The sequence below is a fragment of the Streptomyces sp. NPDC104367 genome (genome assembly GCF_055583825.1).
Genome location: NZ_JBVJND010000013.1, coordinates 115,590 through 137,887, shown reverse-complemented (window position 1 = coordinate 137,887; position 22,298 = coordinate 115,590). Strand labels below are relative to the sequence as shown.

Annotated in this window: 25 protein-coding genes; 13 read left to right on the top strand and 12 right to left on the bottom strand. The window is 73.8% G+C overall.

All coding sequences use genetic code 11. The features are described 5' to 3' along the window. Positions 1–87: 87 nt before the first annotated feature. On the bottom strand, positions 88–615 hold the full coding sequence (locus tag ACZ619_RS21105) for a gamma carbonic anhydrase family protein (RefSeq protein ID WP_469600964.1): 528 nt from the start codon (positions 613–615) through the stop codon (positions 88–90). Between the two features lie 111 nt (positions 616–726). On the opposite strand from ACZ619_RS21105, the gene ACZ619_RS21100 reads away from it, so the two are divergent. Then, complete coding sequence (locus ACZ619_RS21100; protein ID WP_469600961.1) at positions 727–1,491, top strand: acyltransferase; 765 nt, start codon at positions 727–729, stop codon at positions 1,489–1,491. A 20-nt stretch (positions 1,492–1,511) separates the two neighbouring features. Here the strand turns inward: ACZ619_RS21100 and ACZ619_RS21095 are convergent, their stop codons facing one another. Continuing rightward, positions 1,512–2,369 (bottom strand): EamA family transporter, encoded by an 858-nt coding sequence (locus ACZ619_RS21095; protein WP_469600959.1) that lies wholly within the window; start codon positions 2,367–2,369, stop codon positions 1,512–1,514. Positions 2,370–2,484: 115 nt separating this feature from the next. Between ACZ619_RS21095 and ACZ619_RS21090 the strand changes: the two genes are divergently transcribed. Both ACZ619_RS21090 and ACZ619_RS21085 read left to right on the top strand, forming a co-directional pair. Next, positions 2,485–3,057, top strand: coding sequence for an XRE family transcriptional regulator (locus ACZ619_RS21090; RefSeq protein WP_469600957.1), 573 nt, complete (start codon positions 2,485–2,487; stop codon positions 3,055–3,057). Between the two features lie 32 nt (positions 3,058–3,089). After that, positions 3,090–3,644, top strand: a complete 555-nt coding sequence (locus ACZ619_RS21085) for a YbaK/EbsC family protein (RefSeq protein WP_469600954.1) — start codon at positions 3,090–3,092, stop codon at positions 3,642–3,644. Between the two features lie 175 nt (positions 3,645–3,819). Here ACZ619_RS21085 and ACZ619_RS21080 read toward each other — a convergent pair whose 3' ends face one another. Continuing rightward, complete coding sequence (locus ACZ619_RS21080) at positions 3,820–4,968, bottom strand: cation diffusion facilitator family transporter (protein WP_469600951.1); 1,149 nt, start codon at positions 4,966–4,968, stop codon at positions 3,820–3,822. 63 nt (positions 4,969–5,031) lie between these two features. On the opposite strand from ACZ619_RS21080, the gene ACZ619_RS21075 reads away from it, so the two are divergent. After that, the gene (locus tag ACZ619_RS21075; RefSeq protein ID WP_469600949.1) at positions 5,032–5,406 is read left to right on the top strand and encodes an ArsR/SmtB family transcription factor; all 375 of its coding nucleotides are present in this window, start codon (positions 5,032–5,034) and stop codon (positions 5,404–5,406) included. Between the two features lie 3 nt (positions 5,407–5,409). Here the strand turns inward: ACZ619_RS21075 and ACZ619_RS21070 are convergent, their stop codons facing one another. From ACZ619_RS21070 to ACZ619_RS21055, 4 genes are all read right to left on the bottom strand, one after another. After that, positions 5,410–6,618, bottom strand: a complete 1,209-nt coding sequence (locus ACZ619_RS21070) for a 4-hydroxybenzoate 3-monooxygenase (RefSeq protein ID WP_469600946.1) — start codon at positions 6,616–6,618, stop codon at positions 5,410–5,412. Between the two features lie 82 nt (positions 6,619–6,700). Continuing rightward, on the bottom strand, positions 6,701–8,338 hold the full coding sequence (locus ACZ619_RS21065; RefSeq protein ID WP_469600943.1) for an APC family permease: 1,638 nt from the start codon (positions 8,336–8,338) through the stop codon (positions 6,701–6,703). 201 nt (positions 8,339–8,539) lie between these two features. Then, positions 8,540–8,959, bottom strand: coding sequence for a CoA-binding protein (locus ACZ619_RS21060; protein ID WP_469600942.1), 420 nt, complete (start codon positions 8,957–8,959; stop codon positions 8,540–8,542). 69 nt (positions 8,960–9,028) lie between these two features. Then, positions 9,029–9,649 carry a TetR/AcrR family transcriptional regulator gene (locus ACZ619_RS21055; RefSeq protein WP_469600939.1) on the bottom strand — a complete coding sequence of 207 codons (621 nt, stop codon included), beginning with the start codon at positions 9,647–9,649 and terminating at the stop codon, positions 9,029–9,031. 145 nt (positions 9,650–9,794) lie between these two features. Between ACZ619_RS21055 and ACZ619_RS21050 the strand changes: the two genes are divergently transcribed. The 7 genes from ACZ619_RS21050 (at position 9,795) to ACZ619_RS21020 (ending at position 16,991) form a co-directional block, all read left to right on the top strand. After that, positions 9,795–10,256, top strand: coding sequence for a cupin domain-containing protein (locus tag ACZ619_RS21050; RefSeq protein ID WP_469600937.1), 462 nt, complete (start codon positions 9,795–9,797; stop codon positions 10,254–10,256). Next, positions 10,253–10,597, top strand: coding sequence for a hypothetical protein (locus ACZ619_RS21045; RefSeq protein ID WP_469600934.1), 345 nt, complete (start codon positions 10,253–10,255; stop codon positions 10,595–10,597). The genes ACZ619_RS21050 and ACZ619_RS21045 overlap by 4 nt, the downstream gene beginning before the upstream one ends. Before the next feature lie 171 nt (positions 10,598–10,768). Next, complete coding sequence (locus tag ACZ619_RS21040) at positions 10,769–11,500, top strand: hypothetical protein (protein WP_469600933.1); 732 nt, start codon at positions 10,769–10,771, stop codon at positions 11,498–11,500. Then, positions 11,497–12,039: a SixA phosphatase family protein gene (locus tag ACZ619_RS21035; protein WP_469600930.1), complete on the top strand. Its 543-nt coding sequence runs from the start codon at positions 11,497–11,499 to the stop codon at positions 12,037–12,039. Before ACZ619_RS21040 ends, ACZ619_RS21035 begins: the two co-directional genes overlap by 4 nt. Positions 12,040–12,069: 30 nt before the next feature. Further along, a complete protein-coding gene (locus ACZ619_RS21030; RefSeq protein WP_469600928.1) occupies positions 12,070–12,696 on the top strand; it encodes a YigZ family protein in 627 nt (208 codons plus the stop codon). 162 nt (positions 12,697–12,858) lie between these two features. Further along, entirely contained in the window at positions 12,859–14,004 is a 1,146-nt protein-coding gene (locus ACZ619_RS21025; protein WP_469600926.1) for an exonuclease SbcCD subunit D, read from the top strand. Further along, positions 14,001–16,991 carry an AAA family ATPase gene (locus tag ACZ619_RS21020; protein WP_469600924.1) on the top strand — a complete coding sequence of 997 codons (2,991 nt, stop codon included), beginning with the start codon at positions 14,001–14,003 and terminating at the stop codon, positions 16,989–16,991. The genes ACZ619_RS21025 and ACZ619_RS21020 overlap by 4 nt, the downstream gene beginning before the upstream one ends. 20 nt (positions 16,992–17,011) lie before the next feature. Here ACZ619_RS21020 and ACZ619_RS21015 read toward each other — a convergent pair whose 3' ends face one another. Next, positions 17,012–17,458 carry an Lrp/AsnC family transcriptional regulator gene (locus ACZ619_RS21015; protein WP_469600922.1) on the bottom strand — a complete coding sequence of 149 codons (447 nt, stop codon included), beginning with the start codon at positions 17,456–17,458 and terminating at the stop codon, positions 17,012–17,014. Positions 17,459–17,598: 140 nt separating this feature from the next. Here ACZ619_RS21015 and ACZ619_RS21010 point away from each other — a divergent pair, with 140 nt between their 5' ends. Together ACZ619_RS21010 and ACZ619_RS21005 are read left to right on the top strand one after the other, a co-directional pair. Further along, the gene (locus ACZ619_RS21010) at positions 17,599–18,072 is read left to right on the top strand and encodes a rhodanese-like domain-containing protein (protein ID WP_469600919.1); all 474 of its coding nucleotides are present in this window, start codon (positions 17,599–17,601) and stop codon (positions 18,070–18,072) included. Between the two features lie 47 nt (positions 18,073–18,119). After that, complete coding sequence (locus ACZ619_RS21005; RefSeq protein WP_469600917.1) at positions 18,120–18,635, top strand: immunity 21 family protein; 516 nt, start codon at positions 18,120–18,122, stop codon at positions 18,633–18,635. Between the two features lie 7 nt (positions 18,636–18,642). Here ACZ619_RS21005 and ACZ619_RS21000 read toward each other — a convergent pair whose 3' ends face one another. From ACZ619_RS21000 to ACZ619_RS20985, 4 genes are all read right to left on the bottom strand, one after another. Beyond that, the gene (locus ACZ619_RS21000; protein WP_469600915.1) at positions 18,643–19,872 is read right to left on the bottom strand and encodes a cytochrome P450; all 1,230 of its coding nucleotides are present in this window, start codon (positions 19,870–19,872) and stop codon (positions 18,643–18,645) included. A 34-nt stretch (positions 19,873–19,906) separates the two neighbouring features. Next, positions 19,907–21,301 (bottom strand): NAD(P)/FAD-dependent oxidoreductase, encoded by a 1,395-nt coding sequence (locus tag ACZ619_RS20995; protein ID WP_469600912.1) that lies wholly within the window; start codon positions 21,299–21,301, stop codon positions 19,907–19,909. After that, entirely contained in the window at positions 21,288–21,515 is a 228-nt protein-coding gene (locus ACZ619_RS20990; RefSeq protein ID WP_469601236.1) for a ferredoxin, read from the bottom strand. Before ACZ619_RS20990 ends, ACZ619_RS20995 begins: the two co-directional genes overlap by 14 nt. 103 nt (positions 21,516–21,618) lie before the next feature. Next, a complete protein-coding gene (locus ACZ619_RS20985) occupies positions 21,619–22,278 on the bottom strand; it encodes a hypothetical protein (RefSeq protein ID WP_469600909.1) in 660 nt (219 codons plus the stop codon). Positions 22,279–22,298: the final 20 nt, after the last annotated feature.

Sequence of the window (22,298 nt, the reverse complement as noted above, 5' to 3'; positions counted from 1 at the left end):
TACCTCAGGGGCGCGGGGCTGTACCGATGCGCGGCTGCCGCAGCGTGGGCGGGACACACCCGCACCCCCCATGCCACGCCGCGCCCCCTACTCGTGCACCTCGCGATGCGCCTGCGCCAGCCCCGCGTACAGGGTCCCGTTGAGGGTCACCCCCTGTCGCTCCTCCTCGCTCAGCTCGCGCCGGACCTTCGCCGGCACCCCCGCCACCAGCGACCCCGGCGGCACCACCATCCCCTGCGGCACCAACGCCTGCGCGGCCACCAGCGACCCCGTCCCGATCACCGCCCCGTTCAGCACGGTCGCCCCCATGCCGACGAGGCAGTCGTCCTCCACCGTGGCCCCGTGCACCACCGCGTTGTGCCCGATCGACACCCGCTCCCCGATCCGCACCGGGAACCCCGGATCTGCGTGCAGCGTGGCGTTGTCCTGCACGTTGGCCTGCGCCCCCACGGTGATCGTCTCGACGTCCCCCCGGATCACCGCGCCGTACCAGACGCTCGCCCCGGACCTCAGCGTCACGTCCCCGATCACGGACGCCGTGGGGGCCACGAACACCTCGTCCTCGATCTTCGGCTCGCGCCCGCCGATCCCCACGATCAGCGCCTCGTGCGTCATCACGGTCTCCTGTCGTCGTCGATGTCCCCGCAACCTATGCCACCGCCTGGGGCGAAGATCACAGCGGCCCGCCCTCTCGCCCCCCGGCGCCCGCTGAGTACCGTGACCCCCGTGCCGAAGCCCAAGAACACGTTCTCGTCCTGGCGTCACCGCCTCGCCCAACGCGCGGTGCACGCGGTGTGGGCCTGGGCGCAGCGCACCGGCTCCGTCACCGCCGAGCACCCCGGCCGGTTCCGGTTCGGCGCGATCGGCGAGGCCACCCGGCTCGCCTTCCCGCTGGGCACGGTCTTCGGCGAGCCGTGGATCCGCCTCGGCTCGCACTGCATCGTCGGCGAACAGGTCACCCTCACCGCGGGCCTGATGCCCGACCTCGACCTCGGTCCGGACCCGATCCTGCGCATCGGCGACGGCGTGGTCCTCGGCCGCGGCAGCCATGTCATCGCGGACACGACGGTCACCATCGGCAGCGACTGCTACTTCGGCCCGTACGTCTACGTCACCTCCACCAACCACTCCTACGACGACCCGCACGAGCCCATCGGCAGGCAGTGGCCGCGCATGGAGCCCGTGGAGATCGGCTCCGGCTGCTGGATCGGCACCGGCGCGGTGATCCTGCCGGGTGCCCGGATCGGCCGGAACGTGGTGGTGGCCGCCGGCGCGGTGGTCCGGGGCACGGTGCCCGACCACGCGGTGGTGGCGGGCGCCCCGGCCCGGGTCGTACGGCGCTGGACCGCGGAGGCCGGCTGGCAGCCGCCGCTGCGCACGCCCCCGCCGGTGCCGATCCCGGCGGGCACGACACCGGAGCAGCTGCGGGCGCTGGGGGAACTGGACGAGGCGAGCGTGGCCCGTCTCGCCGAACTGGAAACCGAGGCCTGAACGCCCGGCCGGCGGTCCGCTCAGCCCGTGGCCAGCAGCAGGGTGCCGACCAGGGCCAGGCCCGCCCCGGCCGCCTGGACCATCCGCAGGCGTTCGCTGAGGAATCCGCGGGCCGCGAGGGCGGTGACCACCGGGTAGAGGGAGGCGAGCACCGCGGCCACGGTGACCGGACCGTGCTGCGCGGCGACCGAGTACGTGCCGTTGGCCGCGACATCGGCCAGGCCGACGAAGCCCAGCGCCGGGAGCGCGGACAGGGCGAGGCCGCCCTCCGGCAGCGCGGCCGCGCCCTTGCGCACGGACAGCCACAGGGCCGTGCCGCCCGCCGCGACGCTCGTCAGCCGCTGCACGAGCAGGGCCAGGAACAGGCCGGTGACCGTGGTGGACGCCTCCGTGATCAGCGCGAACACCGTGCCGAAGCCGCCCGCCGCGACCAGGGTGAGCAGGACCGTACGGCGCTGGACGGGCGCCCCGCGCAACTGCGGGCCGCCCGCGAGGACGACCCCGGTGACGGCCACCGCGATGCCCGCGACCTGGAGCAGCCCCGGCCGTTCGCCGAGGAACAGACCCACGCCGACCGGGACGGCGACGCTCAGCGTGGCCAGCGGCGAGACCACGCCCATCGGGCCCGCCGCGAGCGCCTTGTAGAACGAGAACAGGGCGACCGGCCCGACCAGGCCCGCCGCGAACGCGAACCAGAGCCGGGGCCCGGCCTCGCTCCAGCCGCCGGTGGCCACCACGACGACACCGAGGACGGCCGCGGCCATCCCCTGCGACACGACGACCACGGTGAGCGCCGGGGCGCGTCGAGTGAGCAGCCCGCCGCCGAAGTCGGCCAGTCCCCACAGGAGGCTGGTGGTCAGGGCGAAGAATGCTGTCACGGCCCGCCTCGCAGTACAGTTCGGTGAACGATCAGGTGCAACCCACCGTAGTTCATTACCTTGAACTGTGTCATTCAGAATACTGGACCACGATGATCTCGACGATGGACGGAACGTGTCGGACCTCGACCTGCTGACCCAGTCCCTGGCCCGCAACGTCAAACACTGGCGCGCGGTGCGCGGCTTCACCCTCGACGTGCTCGCGGCCCGGGCCGGGGTCAGCCGGGGCATGCTCATCCAGATCGAGCAGGCCCGCACCAACCCGAGCATCGGCACCGTCGTCAAGATCGGCGACGCGCTCGGCATCAGCATCACCACCCTGCTCGACTACGAGCAGGGCCCGAAGGTCCAGATCATCCCCGCCGACAAGGCCGTACGGCTGTGGCACACCGAGGCCGGCAGCTACAACCGGCTGCTCGCCGGCACCGAGGCGCCCGGCCCGCTGGAGATGTGGGACTGGCATCTGGTGCCGGGCGAGAGCAGCCCGTCGGAACCGCACCCCGCCGGCACCGTGGAGATCGTCCACGTCACCGCCGGTGAACTGACCCTCACGGTCGACGGGACCGAGTACCGGGTGCCGACCGGCTCCAGCGTCTCCTTCGAGGCCAACACCCCGCACGTGTACGGCAACACCGGGGACGTGGCGATGGAGATGGTCATGACGGTCTCCGTGCCGCCGGTGCCCTGAGCGGCGCCGCTCAGGGCTGTTAGCGTGCGGACATGCGCGCACCCATCGGAGACTTCGACACCGCCGTTCCCGCCCCCGACTGCCTCGCCGAGCTGACCGCCCCGGTCGCCGACGCCGTACGCCGCTGGAGCGGTGCCGTCCCCGCGGAGCAGATCGTCTACGTGGAGACCGACCCGCAGTGGGCGGACACCGCCGTCTTCGTCGAGCACTACGGGCGCGAACTGCTGGAGCGGTCGGCGAACTGCGTGGTCGTGGCGGGCAGGCGCGGTGGCGAGTCGACCCTGGCGGCCTGTCTGGTCCTGTCCACCACCAAGGTCGACGTCAACGGCGTCGTGCGCCGCCAACTCGGCGCCCGCAAGGCCTCGTTCGCCTCGATGGACACCGCGACCGGCGAGACCGGCATGGAGTACGGCGGCATCACCCCGATCGGACTCCCTGACGACTGGCCGCTGTTGGTGGACTCCGCCGTCGTCGACCTGCCCTGGGTGCTGGTCGGCAGCGGCCGCCGCCGCGGCAAACTCCTCGTCCCCGGCAAGGCGTTCGCCCAGATCGCGGGCGCGGTGGTGCTCGACGGGCTCGGCGTCTAGCGCTGTGGCCGGAAAGGGTTACCGGAAAGCTCGCGGCGTCCGGTGCGGTGCATCGCAAGGCGGAGCATGGCCCGCGTACTGGATGTACTCGGGTGATGCGACAACGCGGCGAGGTGCCGTGCCGGGCGTCGCGAGCCGGTGAACCTTTCCGGTCGCAGCACTGGCGGGCGCCGCCTCAGGCCGGGGCGTGGTGCGCCAGGGCCAGGTGCGGGTCCTGCTCGCCCGGTGCGGGCGCCGGGTCGGCGTGCACCAGGGCCGCCGTGAGCCGCGGTACGGCGTGCAGCAGGGCGTGTTCGGCCTCGACGGCGACGGCGTGGGCCTCGCGCACGCTCACCTCGCCGTCGACCACGACGGCGACCTCGGCCCGCAGCCGGTGCCCGATCCAGCGCAGCCGAAGCTCGCCCACCGCGCGCACCCCCGGCACCTCGCCCAGCGCCCGCTCGGCCCGGTCCACCAGCTCCGGGTCGACGGCGTCCATCACCCGGCGGAACACCTCGCGGGCCGCGTCCCGCAGGACCAGCGCGATGGCGGCGGTGATCGCCAGCCCCACCAGCGGGTCGGCCGACTGCCAGCCGAGGGCGGAGCCGCCGGCGCCCAGCAGCACGGCCAGTGAGGTGAAGCCGTCGGTACGGGCGTGCAGTCCGTCGGCCACCAGCGCGGCCGAGCCGATCTCCCGGCCCACCCGGATCCGGTACCGGGCCACCCACTCGTTCCCGGCGAACCCGACGAGCGCGGCCACCGCGACCGCCGGCACATGGCTGACCGGCCGCGGCTCCAGCAGCCGTTCGACCGCCGTCCACGCGGCGAAGCCGGCCGACGCGGTGATCGTCAGCACGATCGCGATCCCCGCGAGGTCCTCGGCCCGGCCGTAGCCGTAGGTGAAGCGGCGGTTCGCGGCCCGCCGCCCGAGCACGAAGGCGATGCCGAGCGGTACGGCGGTCAGCGCGTCCGCCGCGTTGTGCACGGTGTCGCCGAGCAGCGCCACCGAGCCGGACAGCGCCACGACGGCCGCCTGCGCGAGCGCCGTCACCCCCAGCACCGCCAGCGACACCCACAGCGCCCGCATGCCCCGCGCCGAGGACTCCAGGGCGGAGTCGAGCTTGTCGGCGGTCTCGTGGGAGTGGGGCGTCAGCAGGTGGGTGAGGCGGTGCCGGAGGCCGCCAGCGGGGGAGCGGGTGTGCCCGTGGCCGTGGTCATGCCCCGGGGCGTGCCCGCCGTGCCGGTCGTGCCCGCCGTGCCCGCCGTGCCGGTCGTCCGGGTGCGTGTGCCCGTGGTGGTGCCGGTCGTCCGCGTGTGCGTGCTCGTGGTGGTGCCGGTCGCTCATGCGGCTCCCCTCTCCGGTGCGCGGGACGTGGACAGCGGAGGCCCACGACGCCATTATGTGCGTATGAGCGCACGCTTGCACCTATCACCTGCGCATCATGCGCACCCGCGCAGCCCCGGCGAGGAGCAGTTCGCGCTCGCCGCCGAACTGCTCGCCCTGCTCGGCGACCGCACCCGGCTGACCCTGCTGCACGCCCTGACGACGGGGGAGGCCGACGTCACCACGCTCACCGAGGTGTGCGGTGCCGCCCGCCCCGCCGTCAGCCAGCACCTGGCCCGGCTGCGGCTCGCGGGACTGGTGGGCACCCGCAAGGAGGGGCGGCGGGTGGTCTACTCGCTGCGCCACAACCATCTGCGCCGGCTGGTCGACGAGGCGCTCAACGTGGCGGACCACCGGCTCACCGAGACCGCCGCGGACGCTCCGCTGCCGCCGCGGTGACGGTCAGAACGAGGCGGCCGAGCCGAGGTACTGCTCGGCGAAGGCCGTCGCGGCCGTGCGGGAGGTGAACAGCCTGCGCAGCCGGGCCAGCGAGGTGCCCGCGAGGAACGGGTCGCCGGAGGCGGTGCCGTGGTAGATGCCGGACAGGAACCGCGAGAACTCCTGGTAGTCCCAGACCCGGCGCAGACAGGCGTGCGAGTAGCCGTCCAGGCCCGTGTCGTCGCCCTTCACGAGGTGCGCGGCGAGGGCGTCGCCCAGCAGGAAGGCGTCGTGCAGGGCGAGGTTCATGCCCTTGGCGGCGATCGGCGCGATCAGGTGCCCGGCGTCGCCGGCCAGGAGGAGACGGCCGAACACCAGGGGCTCGACGACGTAGTCGTGCATGTCCAGCACGCGCTTCTCGATCAGCCGCCCCTCGTTGAGTGCCGGTGCGCCGGTCGCCGCCAGCCGGTCCCGCAGCTCGGTCCAGACCCGGTCGTGCGACCAGGTCCCGGGGTCGTCGCCCGGCGGGCACTGGAGGTAGTAGCGGGTGACCTCGGGGCTGCGCGCCATGTGCCCCGCGAAACCGCCCGGGTGGATGCCGAACACCACGCAGTCCGAGGACGGCGGCGCCTCGGCGAGCAGCGCCAGCCACCCGATGCCGTGGTCCTGCCGCGAGATCCGCGCCCGCCCCTCGGGGACCGAGTCCCGGCTCACCCCGCGCGCCCCGTCGCAGCCCGCGACGAACTCGCAGCGCAGAACGTGCCGCCGGCCGGACTCCGGGTCGAGGTAGGACACCGCGGGCCGGTCGCTGTCCAGGTCGTGCAGCGCGACGTCGCGCACCCCGAACCGGATGTCCCCGCCGCGTACGTCGGCGTACTCCCGCACCAGGTCCGTCACCAGCAACGGCTGCGGATAGACGTAATGGTGATGATCCGTCAGCTCGGTGTAGTCGAACCGGAAGCGCTCACCGGCGAAGCGGAACTCGCAGCTGCTGTGCAACTGCGCCCCGGCCAGCAGGCCGTCGGCCAGACCGCGCTGCCTCAGGCCCCGCACGGCCCACTCCTCGACGACCCCCGCACGGGGCCGGGTCTCGATGGACGCCCTGCTCCCGGCCTCCAGGACCACGCAGTCGACGGCGGCCGCGCGCAGGATGTTCCCGACGGTCAGCCCGGCGGGTCCGGCGCCCACGACGACGACCGTACGGCGTTCCTCGGCAGGGGAGTTGGGGATCACCCCCGCATTATGGCGGTGTCCCGCCGGCCACGGCAGTGCCACCGTGGCCGACGGGACGCGGGGGGAGGAGGGAGCGGACGGGTCAGTGCGCCGGGGCGTCGGTGACCGCGACCTCGTCGATGCTGCGCTCGATGTCCTGGGCCGAGGACGAGGTCGCCTTGGCCCAGTAGTAGATGACGGCCGAGAAGACGGCGATCACCAGGATGTCCCACCACAGGCCGATGTGCCCCTGGCCGCCGAAACCGCCCTGCCAGGAGATCAGGCCCATGCCCAGCAGGTAGACGGGCAGCCACCGCGCGGCCCTGAAGTCCAGCCGCGGGGCGTCCGGCAGGTTCCTGCTGTGGGCGTAGCAGGCGTACCCGCCGAGCAGCAGGTAGCCGAGCACGATCGCCAGGCCGAGCCGCCACAGGGTGTCCCAGCCGGACCAGTAGATGATCAGGTCGGCCACCACGAACGACAGCGGCGAGACCACCTTGCCCGCGGGCAGCCGGTACGGGCGCTCCAGGTGCGGCAGCCGGTCGGCGAAGACGCCGTAGGCGAGCGGGGCGCCCGCGTACATCAGCACGCTCGCGGAGGTGATGAAGCCGACCAGCTTGTGCCAGCTCGGGAACGGCAGGAAGCAGATCACCCCGGTCACGAAGGACATGACGAGGCCGAACCACGGGACACCGCGCGCGTCGGTCCTGGTGAAGATCTTCGGCGCGTACCCGTTCCTGGCCAGGCCGTAGGAGACCCGCGAGGTGGCGGTGGTGTAGATGAGGCCGGTGCCGCCGGGGGAGATGATCGCGTCGAGGTAGAGGACCACGGCCAGCCAGCCGAGGCCCACCAGGGTCGCGAGGCCGGCCCAGGGGCCGCTGTCGCCCGTGTAGTGCAGGTGCGCCCAGCCGTGCGCGAAGCTGCTGTGCGGCAGCGCGGCGATGAACACGACCTGGAGCAGGACGTAGACGACGGCGCCGATCGCGACCGAGCCGAGGGTGGCGCGCGGCAGGTCCCGCCGGGGGTTGCGGCTCTCCCCGGCCAGCTGGATCGCCTGCTCGAAGCCGAGCAGGGCGAAGATGATGCCGCTGGTGCTGATCGCGGCCAGCACGCCCTTGGCGCCGAACGGGGCGAAGCCCTCGGAGTGGAAGTTGGCCGGGTGGAAGTGGGTGGCGGCCATGATGAGGATCGCGGCCAGCGGTACGGCGATCTTCCACCAGGTCGCCGCGCTGTTGGTGTGGGCCAGCGCCCGTACGCCGAAGAAGTTCACGCCGACGAACAGGGCCATGAGCACGATCGCCACCAGCAGACCGCTGGTGGTCAGGGTCTTGTCGGCGTGCTGGAAGTGCTGGGCCCACTTCCAGTGGCCGGCGTAGCCGATCATGGCCTCGACCTCGATCGGGGCCACGGTCGCGGCCTGCAGCCAGGAGAACCAGCCGAAGGACATGCCGGCCAGTCCGCCGAAGGCGTAGTGCGGGTACCGGGCCGTGCCGCCCGCCACCGGGAACATGCCGCCCAGTTCGGCGTGGACCAGGGCCAGCAGCACGATCGCGACCGCGCCGATCACCCACGAGATGATCGCCGAGGGGCCGGCCTGCATGACCGCGTCGTGCGCGCCGTACAGCCAGCCGGAGCCGATGATCGAGCCCACCGAGGCCCACATCAGGCCGATCAGGCCGACGTTCCGCCTCAGCCCGTCGGAGGGCCCGGTGTCCTCCGTCGCGGGTTTCTCGACACTCACCATGTCAGGTGGCCTCTCAGTTTCCGAACGCGGAATCAATGAGCAAGGGGCCACAAGTTAAGGGTTCGTTCCGCGACGGCTGAAGGGCGCCGTCGAAGATTTGACCCTCGATCTTGCCTGTCTTGGCCAAAGCTTTTGCGCAGGTGGGGGAGGGCTAAGGAATGTCCGTATTCAGTTGTCAACTGTAAGAATAAGGTAAGACAATCACTGTCCGGGCCGGCCGAGGCGGGGAATTTCGATGGCCGGGCAGCGGTCCATCGCCATGTCCAGGCCGGCGGCGCGGGTGCGCTCGTAGGCGGCCTCGTCGATCACGCCGAGCTGGAACCACACGGCACCGGCGCCGATGGCGACCGCCTCGTCGGCGACGGCTCCGGCGAGGCCGCCGTTGACGAACACGTCGACGACGTCGACCTCGAAGGGGATCGCCGCCAGGGACGGGTACCCCGGCTCCCCGTGGACCGTCTCCGCCTTCGGGTGCACGGGGACGACGCGCTTGCCGAAGCGCTGGAGGGTCGCGGCGACGCCGTACGCCGCGCGCAGGCGGTTCGACGACAGGCCGACGACCGCCCAGGTGTCGCCGAGCTCGGTGAGGATCTTCCGGACGGTGGTGGGGTCGCCGTACACGCTGGGGCTCCTTGGGGTCGGCGCGATGACTGCCGCCTGGCACAACGGCGGGCGGGGCGCGGTGATTCCTCAGCCGTCGGCGGGTCCCGCGGGTGCGGCCGCGACCGCCGCCGCGGTCATCCGCCGGGCGGTGGCCGCGAGCGCGGCGACCGCGTCGTCGGGGGTCAGGCCGCACAGGTCGATCAGGGTGAACAGCGACTCGGCGCTGATCACGAGGGCGAGGTCGCGGACCAGCTGTTCCGCCTCCGCGCGTCCCGCCGGGCCGCACCGCTCGGTCCACGGGCCGAGCGCGTGCTCGATCAGTCCGAAGCGGTGGGCGGGCCGGTCCTTGGCCGCCGAGGGTTTCGCGATGGTCGAGGCGACGACCGCCCGGACGGCGCCCTGCCTGCGCAGCACCGCCCGGCCGAGGATCTCCGCGGCCCGGCCGATCCGTTCGACCGGGTCGTCGCCGCACTCCGCCGAGCGCAGGACCGCGACCAGGTCCTCCGTCATCACGGCGGCGCGCAGCAGCGAGAGGAGATCGGGGAAGTAGCGGTACGCGGTCGCCTCGGAGACCCGCGCCCCGGCCGCGACCGCCGGCATCGTGACCTCCGCCCCGGTGTCGGCGAGCTCGCGGGCGGCCGCGACGATCGCCGCCCTGGTGCGTTCCATCTGGTTGCTGAGCCCGTTCGGGCGACTCCGCTCGGCCATGATCATCCCTTCGTGCCGACCGTGAGCATATCGGGCGCGACACCTTCATGAGAGTGAACTCTTTTTTTGAGAGTGCACTTGCATAGAGGGCCGGATCGATCATAAGGTCCTGCCGTCGGCAATCAACGCGAGTCAGGGAGACCTCATGGCCAAGGTGGCGATCACCGGTCCCGGCGAGGGCGAGCTCATAGTCAACGGGCCGTCCATGGTCCGGATCCTGGAGGACGGCAGCAACACCGACCACCGCCTGGGAATGGCCGAGATCACCGTCCCGCCGCACACCCCCGGCCCTCCGCAGCACCGCCACGCACAGCACGACGAGGGCTTCTACGTGCTCTCCGGCAGCGTCCGGTTCACGGTCGGCCAGGACGACCACGACGCCGGAGCCGGCACCTGGGTCATGGTCCCGCCGGGGGCGCCGCACACCTTCGCCAACGTGACCGGCGACCCGGCGGTCATGCTCAACACCTTCACCCCGGACCTGTACGTGCAGTACTTCCGCGACCTCAAGGCCATGGTCGAGTCCGGGCAGCCGCTCTCCCCCGACTCCGTCGCGGCCGTCTGGACGAAGTACGGCACCGAACCGTCCACCGAGTACACCGCGTGAACGCCCTCCTGGCGGCCAACGCCGTCGCCGCCGTGGCGAGCATCGCCTTCGCACTGGTGGGCGGAGTACGCCCGGCGGCCCTGAGCGAGAGCGGCACGCCGACGGCCGGGGAGCGCTTCTACGGCTGGATGTACGCGACCAGGGGGGTACCGCTCGGGGTGGCGGCCCTCCTGGCACCGCTCGCGTGGCCGGGACCGGCCGCGGCGCTGATCCTGTCCGCGGCCGCCGCCGCCCAGGCGGGCGACGCCGTCATCGGGGTCGCCACCCGGAAATGGACGATGATCGCGGGCGCCTCGCTGCTGACCGTCATCCACACCGCGACGGCCGTCGCCGCGGCGTGAGCCCGCCGCCGCGCCGCCGCCGCCGACGGCGGACGGGCGACGGCGACGCCCCGGCCCGGTCCGTGCGAGAGAAGGTGGTCCATGTCCCGCATGTCCCGCATGTCCCGCCACGGTGACCGGAATCGGCGCAAGGTGCCTGCGGACGGCTCTCCGTCCGCCTACGCTCAGCCCGTGCTGCGCATTCTCGACGCCAAGACCGGTCAGACCGTCCCCGCCGTCCCCGTCCACCGTGCCCTGACCCGGGTGGAGGCCCATGTCTCCGGGTACGACCTGACGGCGCTGCGGGTCCTGCTCACCACCGACCTGCTCCTGCGCGCCCTGGAGATCGGCGGCACCCCGGTCCTGCCCCTGCTCACCGCAGACCGCCACCAGGCCGAACTGCACGCCGCCGCCACCACGCTCGGCATCCGCCCCTTCGAGGACGGCCACGACCTGGTGTCGGGACTGGGCGAGGCGCAGGTCGTCCACGTGGCGGCGCGGGGCGTGACCCCGCCCGGCCCCGGATCCCTCGTCACGGTGGCCCCCGCCGAGGGCCCGGACGCCGGTGTGCTGAGCGGGCTCCCCGACCCCGCCGCCCTCCGGCTCGCCCTGCTGGACACCCCGCGCCGCGCCGCCGTCCTGCTGGGCGCCGGCGCCCTCGACGAGGCCGGCCGGCGGCTCGGCCGGCTGCGGCAGGCGGTGGCCCGGTGGGCGTGCAGTCCCTCACGGCCGGTGCCCGAGAAGGTACGGGGGCGGTTGCGGGACGCCTGGGAGGACGACCTCGACGTGCCCGCCGTCCTCGGCGTGCTGCGCTGGATGGAGAACCAGCCCGAGATCCCGGCCGGCGCCCGCTTCGAGACCTGCGCCTACGCCGACCGGCTGCTCGCCCTCGACCTCACCCGCGACCTCGGGAGCCCGGCGTGATCGCCCGCACGGGCGCCGGACCGCTGCGCCGCCTGGTCGTCCTGCGGCACGCCAAGTCCTCCTGGCCCGAGGGCGTCCCCGACCACCTGCGCCCGCTCGCGGCCCGCGGCCGCCGCGACGCCCCCGCCGCCGGGCGCGCCCTCGCCGAGTCCGACTGCCTGCCCGACCTCGCGGTCTGCTCCACCGCCGTCCGCGCCCGGCAGACCTGGGACCTGGCCTCCGGCCAGTGGGGCACGCCCCCGCCGGTCCGCCACGACCACCGGGTGTACGCGGCCGACGCGCCCGAGCTGCTGGAGGTGGTCCGCGAGGTCCCGGCCGAGGTCGAGACGCTGCTGCTGGTCGGCCACAACCCAGGCCTTGAGGAACTCGTCCTCGAACTGGCCGGCGACGGCCTGGAGGACACCCTGGAACGGGTGCGCGAGAAGTTCCCGACCTCCGCGATCGCCGTCCTCGCCTGGCACGGCCCGGGCTGGTCGGCACTGGACTCCGGCGCCGCCCTCCTGACCGAGGTCACGGTGGCCCGCGGCAGGAAGGCGTAACCGCCGCCGGCGGACGCATAGGCTGGGCGGATGCAGGACGAGTACCGCACGGTCGCCCGCGCCGGCGCCCACGAGACCGAGGTCAACCGCTCCCGTTTCCTGTGCTCCCTCGCCCCGGCGGCCACCGAACAGGAGGCCCAGGACTTCCTCGCGGCGATCCGCAAGGAGCACGCCGACGCCACCCACAACTGCTGGGCCTACGTCATCGGCGCCGACGCGTCCACCCAGAAGGCCGGCGACGACGGCGAACCGGGCGGCACCGCGGGCGTCCCCATGCTCCAGATGCTGCTGCGCCGCGACATGCGGTACGTCGTCGCCGTCGTCACCCGCTACTACGGCGGCGTCAAGCTCGGCGCCGGCGGACTCATCCGCGCGTACGGCGGCGCGGTCGGCGAGGCCCTCGACGCGGTCGGCACCCTCACCCGGCGCCGCTTCCGGCTCGCCACGGTGACCGTCGACCACCAGCGCGCCGGCAGGGTCCAGAACGACCTGCGGGCCACCGGCCGCGAGGTCCGCGACGTCCGCTACGCCGAGGCCGTCACCATCGAGATCGGACTGCCCGACACCGACGTGGACGCCTTCCGCGCCTGGCTCGCCGACACGACCGCCGGCACGGCCCTCCTCGAACTCGGCGGGGAGGCCTACGGCGACGCCTGACCGCCGGGAGGGACCCGAACCTCCGGCCCCGCGGGAACGGGGTTCGTGACGGATCAGGTGCCCGCAGGGGTTAGCGTGGTCGGTGCTGAAGGTGAGGGCCATGAGGGCCCGGCGCCGGGTCCAGGGCGAGGCAAGGGGAGACATGCGGGTCGGAGCGGCGTCTTGAGGATCCTGCACACCTCCGACTGGCACCTCGGGCGGGCCTTCCACCGGGTGAACATGCTCGGCGCCCAGGCCGGCTTCATCGCCCACCTGGTCACGACCGTGCGCGAGCACGCCGTCGACGCCGTGGTCGTCTCGGGAGACGTCTACGACCGCGCGGTGCCCCCGCTGGCCGCCGTCGAGCTGTTCGACGACGCCCTGCACCGGCTCGCCGACCTCGGCGTGCCCACGGTGATGATCTCCGGCAACCACGACTCGGCCCGCCGCCTCGGCGTCGGCGCCGGACTCATCGACCGCGCCGGCATCCACCTGCGCACCGAGCCCGCCGCCTGCTCCACCCCCGTCGTCCTCACCGACGCCTTCGGCGACGTCGCCTTCTACGGCCTGCCGTACCTCGAACCGGCCCTGGTCAAGGACGAGTTCGCGGTCGACAGGGCCGGGCACGAGGCCGTGCTCGCCGCCGCCATGGACCGGGTCCGCGCCGACCTGGCCGCCCGCGCCCCCGGCACCCGCTCCGTCGTCCTCGCACACGCCTTCGTCACCGGCGGCGAGGCCAGCGACAGCGAGCGGGACATCACCGTCGGCGGGGTCGCCGCCGTCCCGGCCGGTGTCTTCGACGGCGTCGACTACGTGGCCCTCGGCCATCTGCACGGCTGCCAGACGATCACCGAACGCGTCCGCTACTCCGGCTCCCCGCTCGCGTACTCCTTCTCCGAGACCGACCACCGCAAGAGCATGTGGCTCCTCGACCTCGCCGCCGACGGCGCCCTCACCGCCGAGCGCCTGGAGTGCCCGGTGCCGCGCCCGCTGGCCCGCGTCCGCGGCACCCTGGAGGAACTGCTCGCCGACCCCGCCCTGACCCGGCACGAGGACGCCTGGATCGAGGCCACTCTCACCGACCCGGTCCGCCCCGCCGACCCCATGGCCCGCCTCACCGACCGCTTCCCGCACACCCTCAGCCTGGTCTTCGCCCCCGACCGCGCCCCGGACGACCCCGACGTCTCCTACGCCCGCCGCCTGGCCGGCCGCACCGACCGGCAGATCGCCGAGGACTTCGTCGCCCATGTGCGCGGCGCGGGCCCCGACGCACGCGAACTGGCCGTGCTGGGCGAGGCGTTCGACGCGGTGCGGGAGGTCGCCCAGTGAGGCTCCACCGGCTCGGCATCACCGCCTTCGGCCCCTTCGGCGCCACCCAGAGCGTCGACTTCGCCGCGCTCTCCTCCGCCGGGCTCTTCCTCCTGCACGGCCCGACCGGCGCCGGCAAGACCTCCGTCCTGGACGCCGTCTGCTACGCGCTCTACGGCACCGTCCCCGGCGCCCGCCAGAGCGGCCAGGGCCTCACCCTGCGCAGCGACCACGCCGACCCCGCCACCCGCACCGAGGTCCGCCTCGAACTCACCGTCGCCGGACGCCGGTTGGAGATCACCCGGCAGCCGCCCCGGGAGCGCCCCAAGAAGCGCGGCACCGGCACCACCCTGGACAAGGCACAGACCTGGCTGCGCGAGTACGACGCCACGGCCGGGGTCTGGAAGGACCTCAGCCGCTCGCACCAGGAGATCGGCGAGGAGATCACCCAGCTGCTCGGCATGAGCCGCGAGCAGTTCTGCCAGGTCGTCCTGCTGCCCCAGGGCGACTTCGCCCGCTTCCTGCGCGCGGACGCCGCGGCCCGCGGCCAGCTGCTCGGCCGCCTCTTCGACACCCAGCGCTTCGCCGACGTCGAGAAGCGCCTCGCCGAACGGCGCAGGACCACCGAGGCCCGGGTGCGCGAGGGCGACCTGGCGCTGCTGGCCGACGCGCACCGCATGCAGCAGGAAGCCGGCGACGCGATGGAGCTGCCGGAGCTGGAGCCGGGCGAGCCCGGCCTTGCCGAGGCCGTCCTCGGCGCCGCCGCCGTCGCCCGCAGCACCGCCCGCGAGCACCTCGCCCAGGCCCACTGCCGGCTCGGCGCCGCCGAGTCCGCCCAGGCCGCCGCCGACCACGCACTGACCGGCGTACGCGAACTCGCCCGGCTCCAGGGCAGGTTCACCGAGGCACGAGGACGGGCGGCGCGGCTGGAGGAGCGGGCCGGGGCGCACCGCGAGGCCCAGGCGCGGATGGAACGGGCGCGCAAGGCGGAGCTGGTGGCGCCGGCACTGAGACTGCGGGAGGACGCCGAGGCCGGGCGGCGCACGGCGGCCGACGCCGAGGCACGCGCACGGGCACTGCTGCCGGACACCTTCGCCGGCGCCGGTACCGCGGGGCTCGCGGCCGCCGCCCGCAGGGCCGCCGAGGAACTGGGCGGCCTGGAGTCCGCGCGCCGTGCCGAACTGCGGCTCACCGAGGTCGTCGGGGAACGCGGGCGCCTGGACCGGCAGGAGCGCGCCGACGAGGGCGTGCTGCGCGAGGCCGAGGGCTGGCTCACCGACTGGGACACCGCGCGTACCGGGTTGCAGTCCCGTATCGACTCCGCCCAGGAGGCCGCGACCCGCGCCGAGCAGCTCGCCGTGCAGCGCGAACCCGCGCGCCGGCGGACGCAGGCGGCGCGGCTGCGGGACGAACTGGCCCGGGACACCGACGACGCGCGGCGCACGGCCCTCGACGCCGCGGACCGGGCCGCCGACGCCCGGACGCACTGGCTCGACCTCAAGGAGCAGCGGCTGACCGGCATCGCCGCCGAACTCGCCGCGCACCTCAACGACGGTGAGCCGTGCGCCGTCTGCGGGGCCACCGAACACCCGGCGCCCGCACGGAAGTTCGCCGGCCATGTCGATCGCGAGGCCGAGGAGCGGGCGCAGGCCGCCTTCCAGCGCGCCGACGGGCGGCGCGCCGAGGAGGAACAGCGCCTGGCGACCGTGCGGGAGGCGCTGGCCGCCGCGTCCGCCGAGGCGGGCGACACACCCACTGCCCAACTCGCCGCCCAGGCCGACGAACTGGAGCAGGAGTACGCCCGGGCCCGGCGGGCCGGCTCCGTCCTGCACGCGGCGCACGAGGAGCTGCGGCTGGCCGGGCAGGAGCGCGAGCGACGGCTCGCCGACCGGCAGCAGGCCGAGATCCGGGCCGCCTCACGACTGACCCGGCGCGACACCCTCGACGCGGAACAGGCCTCGCTGGAAGAGGAGTTGGCCAAGGCCAGGGGAAGCGCCGGGAGCGTGGCGGCGCGGGCCGCCCAGCTGGAGCGGCAGGTGGCGCTGCTCACCGACGCCGCCGACACCGCACGCGCCGCCGAGGAGACCGCCCGGCATCTGAAGGACGCCGACGCCCGGCTGGCCGACGCCGCCTACCGCGCCGGTTTCGACACCCCGCATACCGCGGCCGCCGCCCTGCTCGACGACACCGCCCACCGTGAGCTCCAACGGCGCCTGGACGACTGGCAGTCCGAGGAGGCGGCGGTGCGCGCGGTGCTGGCGGAGGCGGACACCGCGGCCGCCGCCCAGCGGCCGCCCGCGGACCTGGAGACGGCGCAGCGCACCGCCGGCGCCGCGGCGCGGCGGCTGCGGGACGCCGTCTCGGCCCGCGACCGGGCCGCCCGCCGCTGCACCGAGCTGGACCGGCTCTCCGCCCGCGCCACCGAGGGCGTACGACGGCTCGCCCCGCTGCGCGAGGAGTACGACCGGGTCGCCCGGCTGGCCGGCCTCACCGCGGGCACCTCCGCCGACAACGAGCGCAGGATGCGCCTGGAGTCGTACGTCCTGGCCGCCCGTCTGGAACAGGTCGCCGCCGCCGCGACCGTACGCCTGCGGCGGATGTCCTCCGGCCGCTACACCCTCGTCCACTCCGACGACCGCACCGGGCGCGGCCGCAGCGGTCTCGGCCTGCACGTCGTCGACGCGTGGACCGGGCGCGAGCGCGACACCGCGACCCTCTCCGGCGGCGAGACCTTCTTCGCCTCCCTGGCGCTCGCCCTCGGCCTCGCGGACGTCGTCACCGACGAGGCCGGCGGGGTCCGGCTCGACACCCTCTTCATCGACGAGGGCTTCGGCAGCCTCGACGACCAGACCCTGGACGAGGTCCTCGACGTCCTCGACTCGCTGCGCGAACGCGACCGCAGCGTGGGCATCGTCAGCCACGTCGCCGACCTGCGCCGCCGTGTCCACGCCCAGCTGGAGGTGGTCAAGAGCCGGTCGGGCTCGGCGCTGCGGCAGCGCGGGGTCTGACCGGCCGGGTGCCGATGGCGCTAGGTGCCGATGGCGCGGCGGGGGAGCGGGGAGGAGTAGACGACGCTCGTCGTCACCGAGCCGAGGGTGCCGATCCTGCCGGAGACCTCCTCCAGGTGGCGCATCGAGCGGGCGGTGACCTTGATGACGAAGCAGTCGTCGCCCGTGACGTGGTGCGCCTCCAGGATCTCGGGCGTGACGGCGACCAGGTCGTGGAACGGCTTGTAGTTGCCGTTCGGGTACCGGAGCCGCACGAAGGCGAGGATGGGCAGGCCGAGGCGCTCCGGGTCGACCACCGCCGCGTACCCCTGGATGACCCCCGCCTCCTCCAGGCGGCGCACCCGTTCGGTCACCGCGCTCGGGGACATCGCGACGGCACGCGCCAGCTCGGCGAAGCTGGCCCGCCCCTCGCGCTGGAGGACGTCGAGAATGCGCCAGTCGGTGGCGTCCGGGGAAAACGCGGTCATGGGTGATGGATAACAGGGAATCCCCGGCCGGACAAGGCGGGGGCCGGGGATCACGCCTTCAGGACGGCGGATCACCGGCCGTAGATTTCTGGTCATCGAGTCGTGCCGCCGACCCGGCGGCCGTGAGGGAAGGGCCCGACATGACCGTGACGACCACCAGCCCCGTACTGCGCGTGGCCCCGGCCGCCCCCGCCGAGGCCGCCGCCCACTTCCGCACGAGTCTCGCCCTCTACGCCGACGTCTCTGACGTGGCCGCGGCCCTCGCCGCCGGCGGCGACCCCGGCTTCGTCGTCGTGGACTCCCGCTCCACCGAGTCCTGGGACCAGGGCCACGTCCCCGGCGCCGTCCACCTGCCCACCGCGCTGGTCCCCGAGCAGGCCGCGGCCCTCCTCGACCCGGAGGTGCCCGTGGTGACCTACTGCTGGGGGCCCGGCTGCAACGGCGCCACCCGCGCCGCCCTCGCGCTGGCCGAACTCGGCTACCGGGTCAAGGAGATGCTCGGCGGGTTCGAGTACTGGACGCGCGAGGGCTTCGAGTTCGAGACCTGGCAGGGGCGCGAGCGCCGGGACCCGGACCCGCTGACCGCCCCCGTCGACGGCGACTGCGGTTGCTGATTCCCGGAGGCGAACCTGTGCCGTCGCTGTCCGTGTAGGTTCACCCCATGACTCGTGATGCGGATCCAGGCGCGGTGGAGTGGGTGGAGTCGGGCGGCGGCCCGCTGGTGGCGGTCCCGGAGACGGTCCTGCCGTTCTGGGCCGGAGCCGACAGCGAGGACCTGGCCACCGACTACGACCGCGCCTGCGAGGTCGACGGCTACGTCGGACTGCTCCCCGTCGGGGACAGCGCCGCGCTCGTCCTCGGCGACGAACCGGCCGCGACGTCCTTCCTGCCGGACCACGGCACCTTCGTCCGCTGGTCCGCCGCGAACTCCGAGGACGAGCTGCTGGCCCAGGTGCCGGCCGCCCTCGACAGCGCCGTCTGGGAGAACGAGATCCGCTGGCAGGTGCCGGGCCCCGTGGTCCTGTTCGACTCCGCCTGGCCCGGCGGCGACATCGAGGGCGGCGACCGGCTGCGCGTCCCGCTGGAGCCCGGCACCTACGCGGTGCGCGCCGCCTACACCAGACCCGGCCCGGAAACCTGGCTCGGTCTGGTCCAGTTGCGCAAGCTCACGAACTGACTGTCCGTCACCTCACACCGTCCACCGCGATGTTGAGGTGACGCGGACCGCGCAGCACCGCGTTCTGCCGATACGGCGGCGGGTCCTCGACCAGCCGCGGGTTGTCCAGCCGGCGGGCCAGCTGGGCCAGCGCGAGCTGGGCCTCGATCCGGGCCAGCGGGGCGCCGAAACAGCTGTGGATGCCGCTGCCGAAGCCGAGGTGCTGGATGTCCTGCCGGTCCGGGTCGAAGCGGTCCGGGTCCGTGAAGCGGTGCGGGTCCCGGTTGCCCGCACCCAGCACGAGCCAGATGCGCGAGCCCTTCGGAATGGTCACCCCGTGCACCTCGATGTCGGCGATGCAGGTGCGCTGCGGCAGCAGCTGGACCGGCGGCTCGTAGCGCAGCAGCTCCTCCACGATCCGCACCGAAAGGCCCGGGTCCTCGCGCAGCCGCGCCAGGACCTCCGGGTGCCGCAGCAGGGTGAGCATGCCGTTGGTGATGAGGTTGACGGTCGTCTCGTGGCCCGCGATGAGCAGCAGCACCGCCGTGCTCAGCACCTCCATGGTCGTCATCGAGCCGTCCGGGCCCTTGCTGTTCACCAGGTCCGACAGCATGTCGTCGCGCGGCTCCCTGGCGCGCTGCTCCACCAGCCCGTTGAGGTACATGCCGAGCTGGAGCCGGGCCTCCTGCGCCGTCTTCTCGGAGTCGGCGGCGGTCCGGGTGTCGGGGTCCAGACCGGCCACGATCGGGTCGACCCAGGCCCGGAAGCGGGGTTCGTCCTCGCGCGGCACACCGAGCACCCGGCAGATCGCGGTGACCGGGAAGGGATAGGCGACCTGGTCGACCAGGTCGAACTCCCGGGCGTCCCCGAGACCGTCGATCAGCTCGGTGACGACGTCCTCCAGCTGACCGCGCATGTCGTCGATCCGGCGCGGCCGGTGCGGCGGGCCGAAGGAGCTGTTGGCGATCCTGCGCAGCCGGTCGTGCTCCGGCGGGTCCATCCGGATGAAGCTCGGCGGCAGCCCGGTCGCCTCCGGGCCGGACAGCTCGTCCTCCCCGACGGCGGCCAGGTTGGCGGCGTCCGAGCTGATCCGCGGATCGTGCAGCAGGGCCTCGATGTCGTGGTAGGAGCTGATGAGGTAGGGGCCGTCCTCCTCCTCGTGCAGCACCGGCGTCTTGCGGAGTTCCTCGTACAGCGGGTACGGGTTGGCGCGGTTCGCGAAGTCGGTGATCTGGCGCAGCATCGAGACGTGCGTCATGACAGGTCCTCGGAGCGTCGGGGCCGGGTGGCGGTCAGTTGCGGGCGGGGTGGAAGACCAGCTGCTGGTCCGTGGGCGAGTAGCCGCTGAGGGTGACCATCGGGGCGTGCGTCGGCAGGGCCGGGTCCGGGAAGTCGGCGCCGACCGGCACCCGTCCCTCGGGCCGGCGGTCCACCGTCGGGAACTCCACCGGGAACGGCGCGCCCTTCTCGATCTCCCGCTGGTAGAACTCCAGCCACCGCGTGTTGTCGAAGCTCACCGCGGCGATCGTGCGGCCCTTGTGGCCGTACACCCCGACGAACCGGCGCTCGGCCAGCGACCCCTGGGTGATCATGATCTGGTCGCCCATCGGCGGTACCCCGACCGACTTGATGTTCACCCCGAACTGCGAGGACCAGAACGCAGGCACCCACAGGTGCGGCCTGCGTTCCGCGCTCGGGCTGATCATGTTGTGCGCCGCGGTCTCGGCCTGCGCGACCGCGTTGCCCCAGTGTTCCAGGGACAGGAACTGGTAGCCGAAGAGCGCGTGCGGGGAGCGGGCGACGTCACCGGCCACGAAGATGTCGTCGGTGACGATGCCCCGGAAGTCGAAGGCACGGCAGCCCGCGTCGCAGGCGATGCCCCGGGGCCCGGCGCCCAGCCCCGACCCGGCCAGCCAGTCGGTGTTGCGGACCGCGCCGAGCGACACGATCACCACGTCCGCCTCGACCACCGACTCGTCCGACAGGTGCACCGCCCGCACCCGCCCGGCCGGATCGCCCTCCAGCGCGGTGACCATGACCCCGGTGCGCAGGTCCACCCCGTTCTCGCGGTGCATCTCGGCGGCGACCGCGCCGATCACCCCGCCCAGGGCGCCCACCAGCGGCGCGCCCGCGCGCTCCGCCACGGTCACGGGGATGTCCTGTTCCCGGCAGGCCGAGGCGATCTCCGAGCCGGTGAACCCGGCGCCGATCACGAACACCCGGCGCGGTCCGGCCTTCATCCGGCGCAGCAGCGCGGCCGCGTCGTCCCGGGTGCGCAGGGTGAAGACGCCGTCCAGCCGGGCCTCCTCCTCCCTGGGCCAGGGCCGTGCCCGGACCCCGGTGGCGATCAGCAGCCGGTCGTACTCGACCTCGTCGCCGTCCGCCAGCCGTACCCGCTTCGCCTCCATGTCGAGCCCGGTCGCCGCCACGCCCAGGCGCCACTTCGCGTCGATCTCCCGGCGGTGCGGCAGCTCGGTGTGGTGCGGGGCCGCCTTGCCGAGCAGCACGCCCTTGGACAGCGGCGGCCGGTCGTACGGCTCGTACGGCTCGTCGCCGATCATGGTGAGTTCGCCGGCGAAGCCCTCCTCGCGCAGCGTCTCGGCGCCCCGCAGACCCGCCAGCGAGGCACCCACGACCACGATCCGGCCCTCGCGCCGGAGCCAGTCGAGATAGTCAGCGGGCGGCATCGGACGTCCCTCCCGACACCCCGTCCAGGCCGTCGGCCGTGATCGCCTGCACCGGGCACGCGGCCACCGCGCGGGCCAGCCGCTCCCGCTGCTCCTCCTCGGCGCGCGGGCTGTAGACGAGGGACTCCTCGCCGTGCATGGTGAAGACGTCCGGAGCGAGGAACGCGCACTGCGCGTACCCCTGGCATCTGTTGAGATCGACGACGAGGCGCATCATGGCTCGCCCTTCCGGTGGTCGGGTCCCCGCACGCCAGCATGGGAGCCCGGACCCGGGCCCGCCCGCCGGGGCCTGCCGATCGGGTGAGCCCCCGGCCGCCTCAGCCGGGCCGCCGGAAGCTGACCACGACGATGTAGGAGCTGAGCAGCAGCGACCAGCCCGGGAAGACCAGTTCGGCCCAGGGTACGGCGGACGAGACGAACAGCAGCACCAGCGAGGTCAGGAAGCCCAGCGCCGTCAGCCAGCGCGGCAGGACGCCCAGGCGGTGGCCGATCACCGACGTGGAGCAGGTGAAGACGGCCGCCATCCGCATCGCGTACCCGGTCATCAGCGTGTACGCGAAGTGCCGGCCGAAGTCCCAGGTGGGCAGCGAGGGCGTGGCGCCCTGGGGACGCGCGGTGTCCAGCACCGCCGCCGCGGCGGCGGCCGCGCCGAACATCGTGGCCGTGAAGACCAGCCCGCTGCCGAGGAACACGGTGGCGAGGAACCGGTCCTCCCCGTCCCCGACATGGGCGCGGACGACGCCGACGAACCAGAGGAAGCAGATCCCGGCGAACGGCACCAGCGTCAGCGCCGCGTGCACGGCGTCGCGCCGGGTGGCGTCGGTGAACCCCTGCGCGGTGACCGCGTCCGCGCCCTCGGGCAGCCCCAGCCGGATCAGCACGATCGCCGCCGCGAGCAGCACCGCGAAGACGATCCCGGCCACCCCGGCGGCCCGCGGTGTCTGCAACGGCTGCCGCGGGGGAGCGGATCTCTGCATGCGCGGCTCGCCTCCTGGTG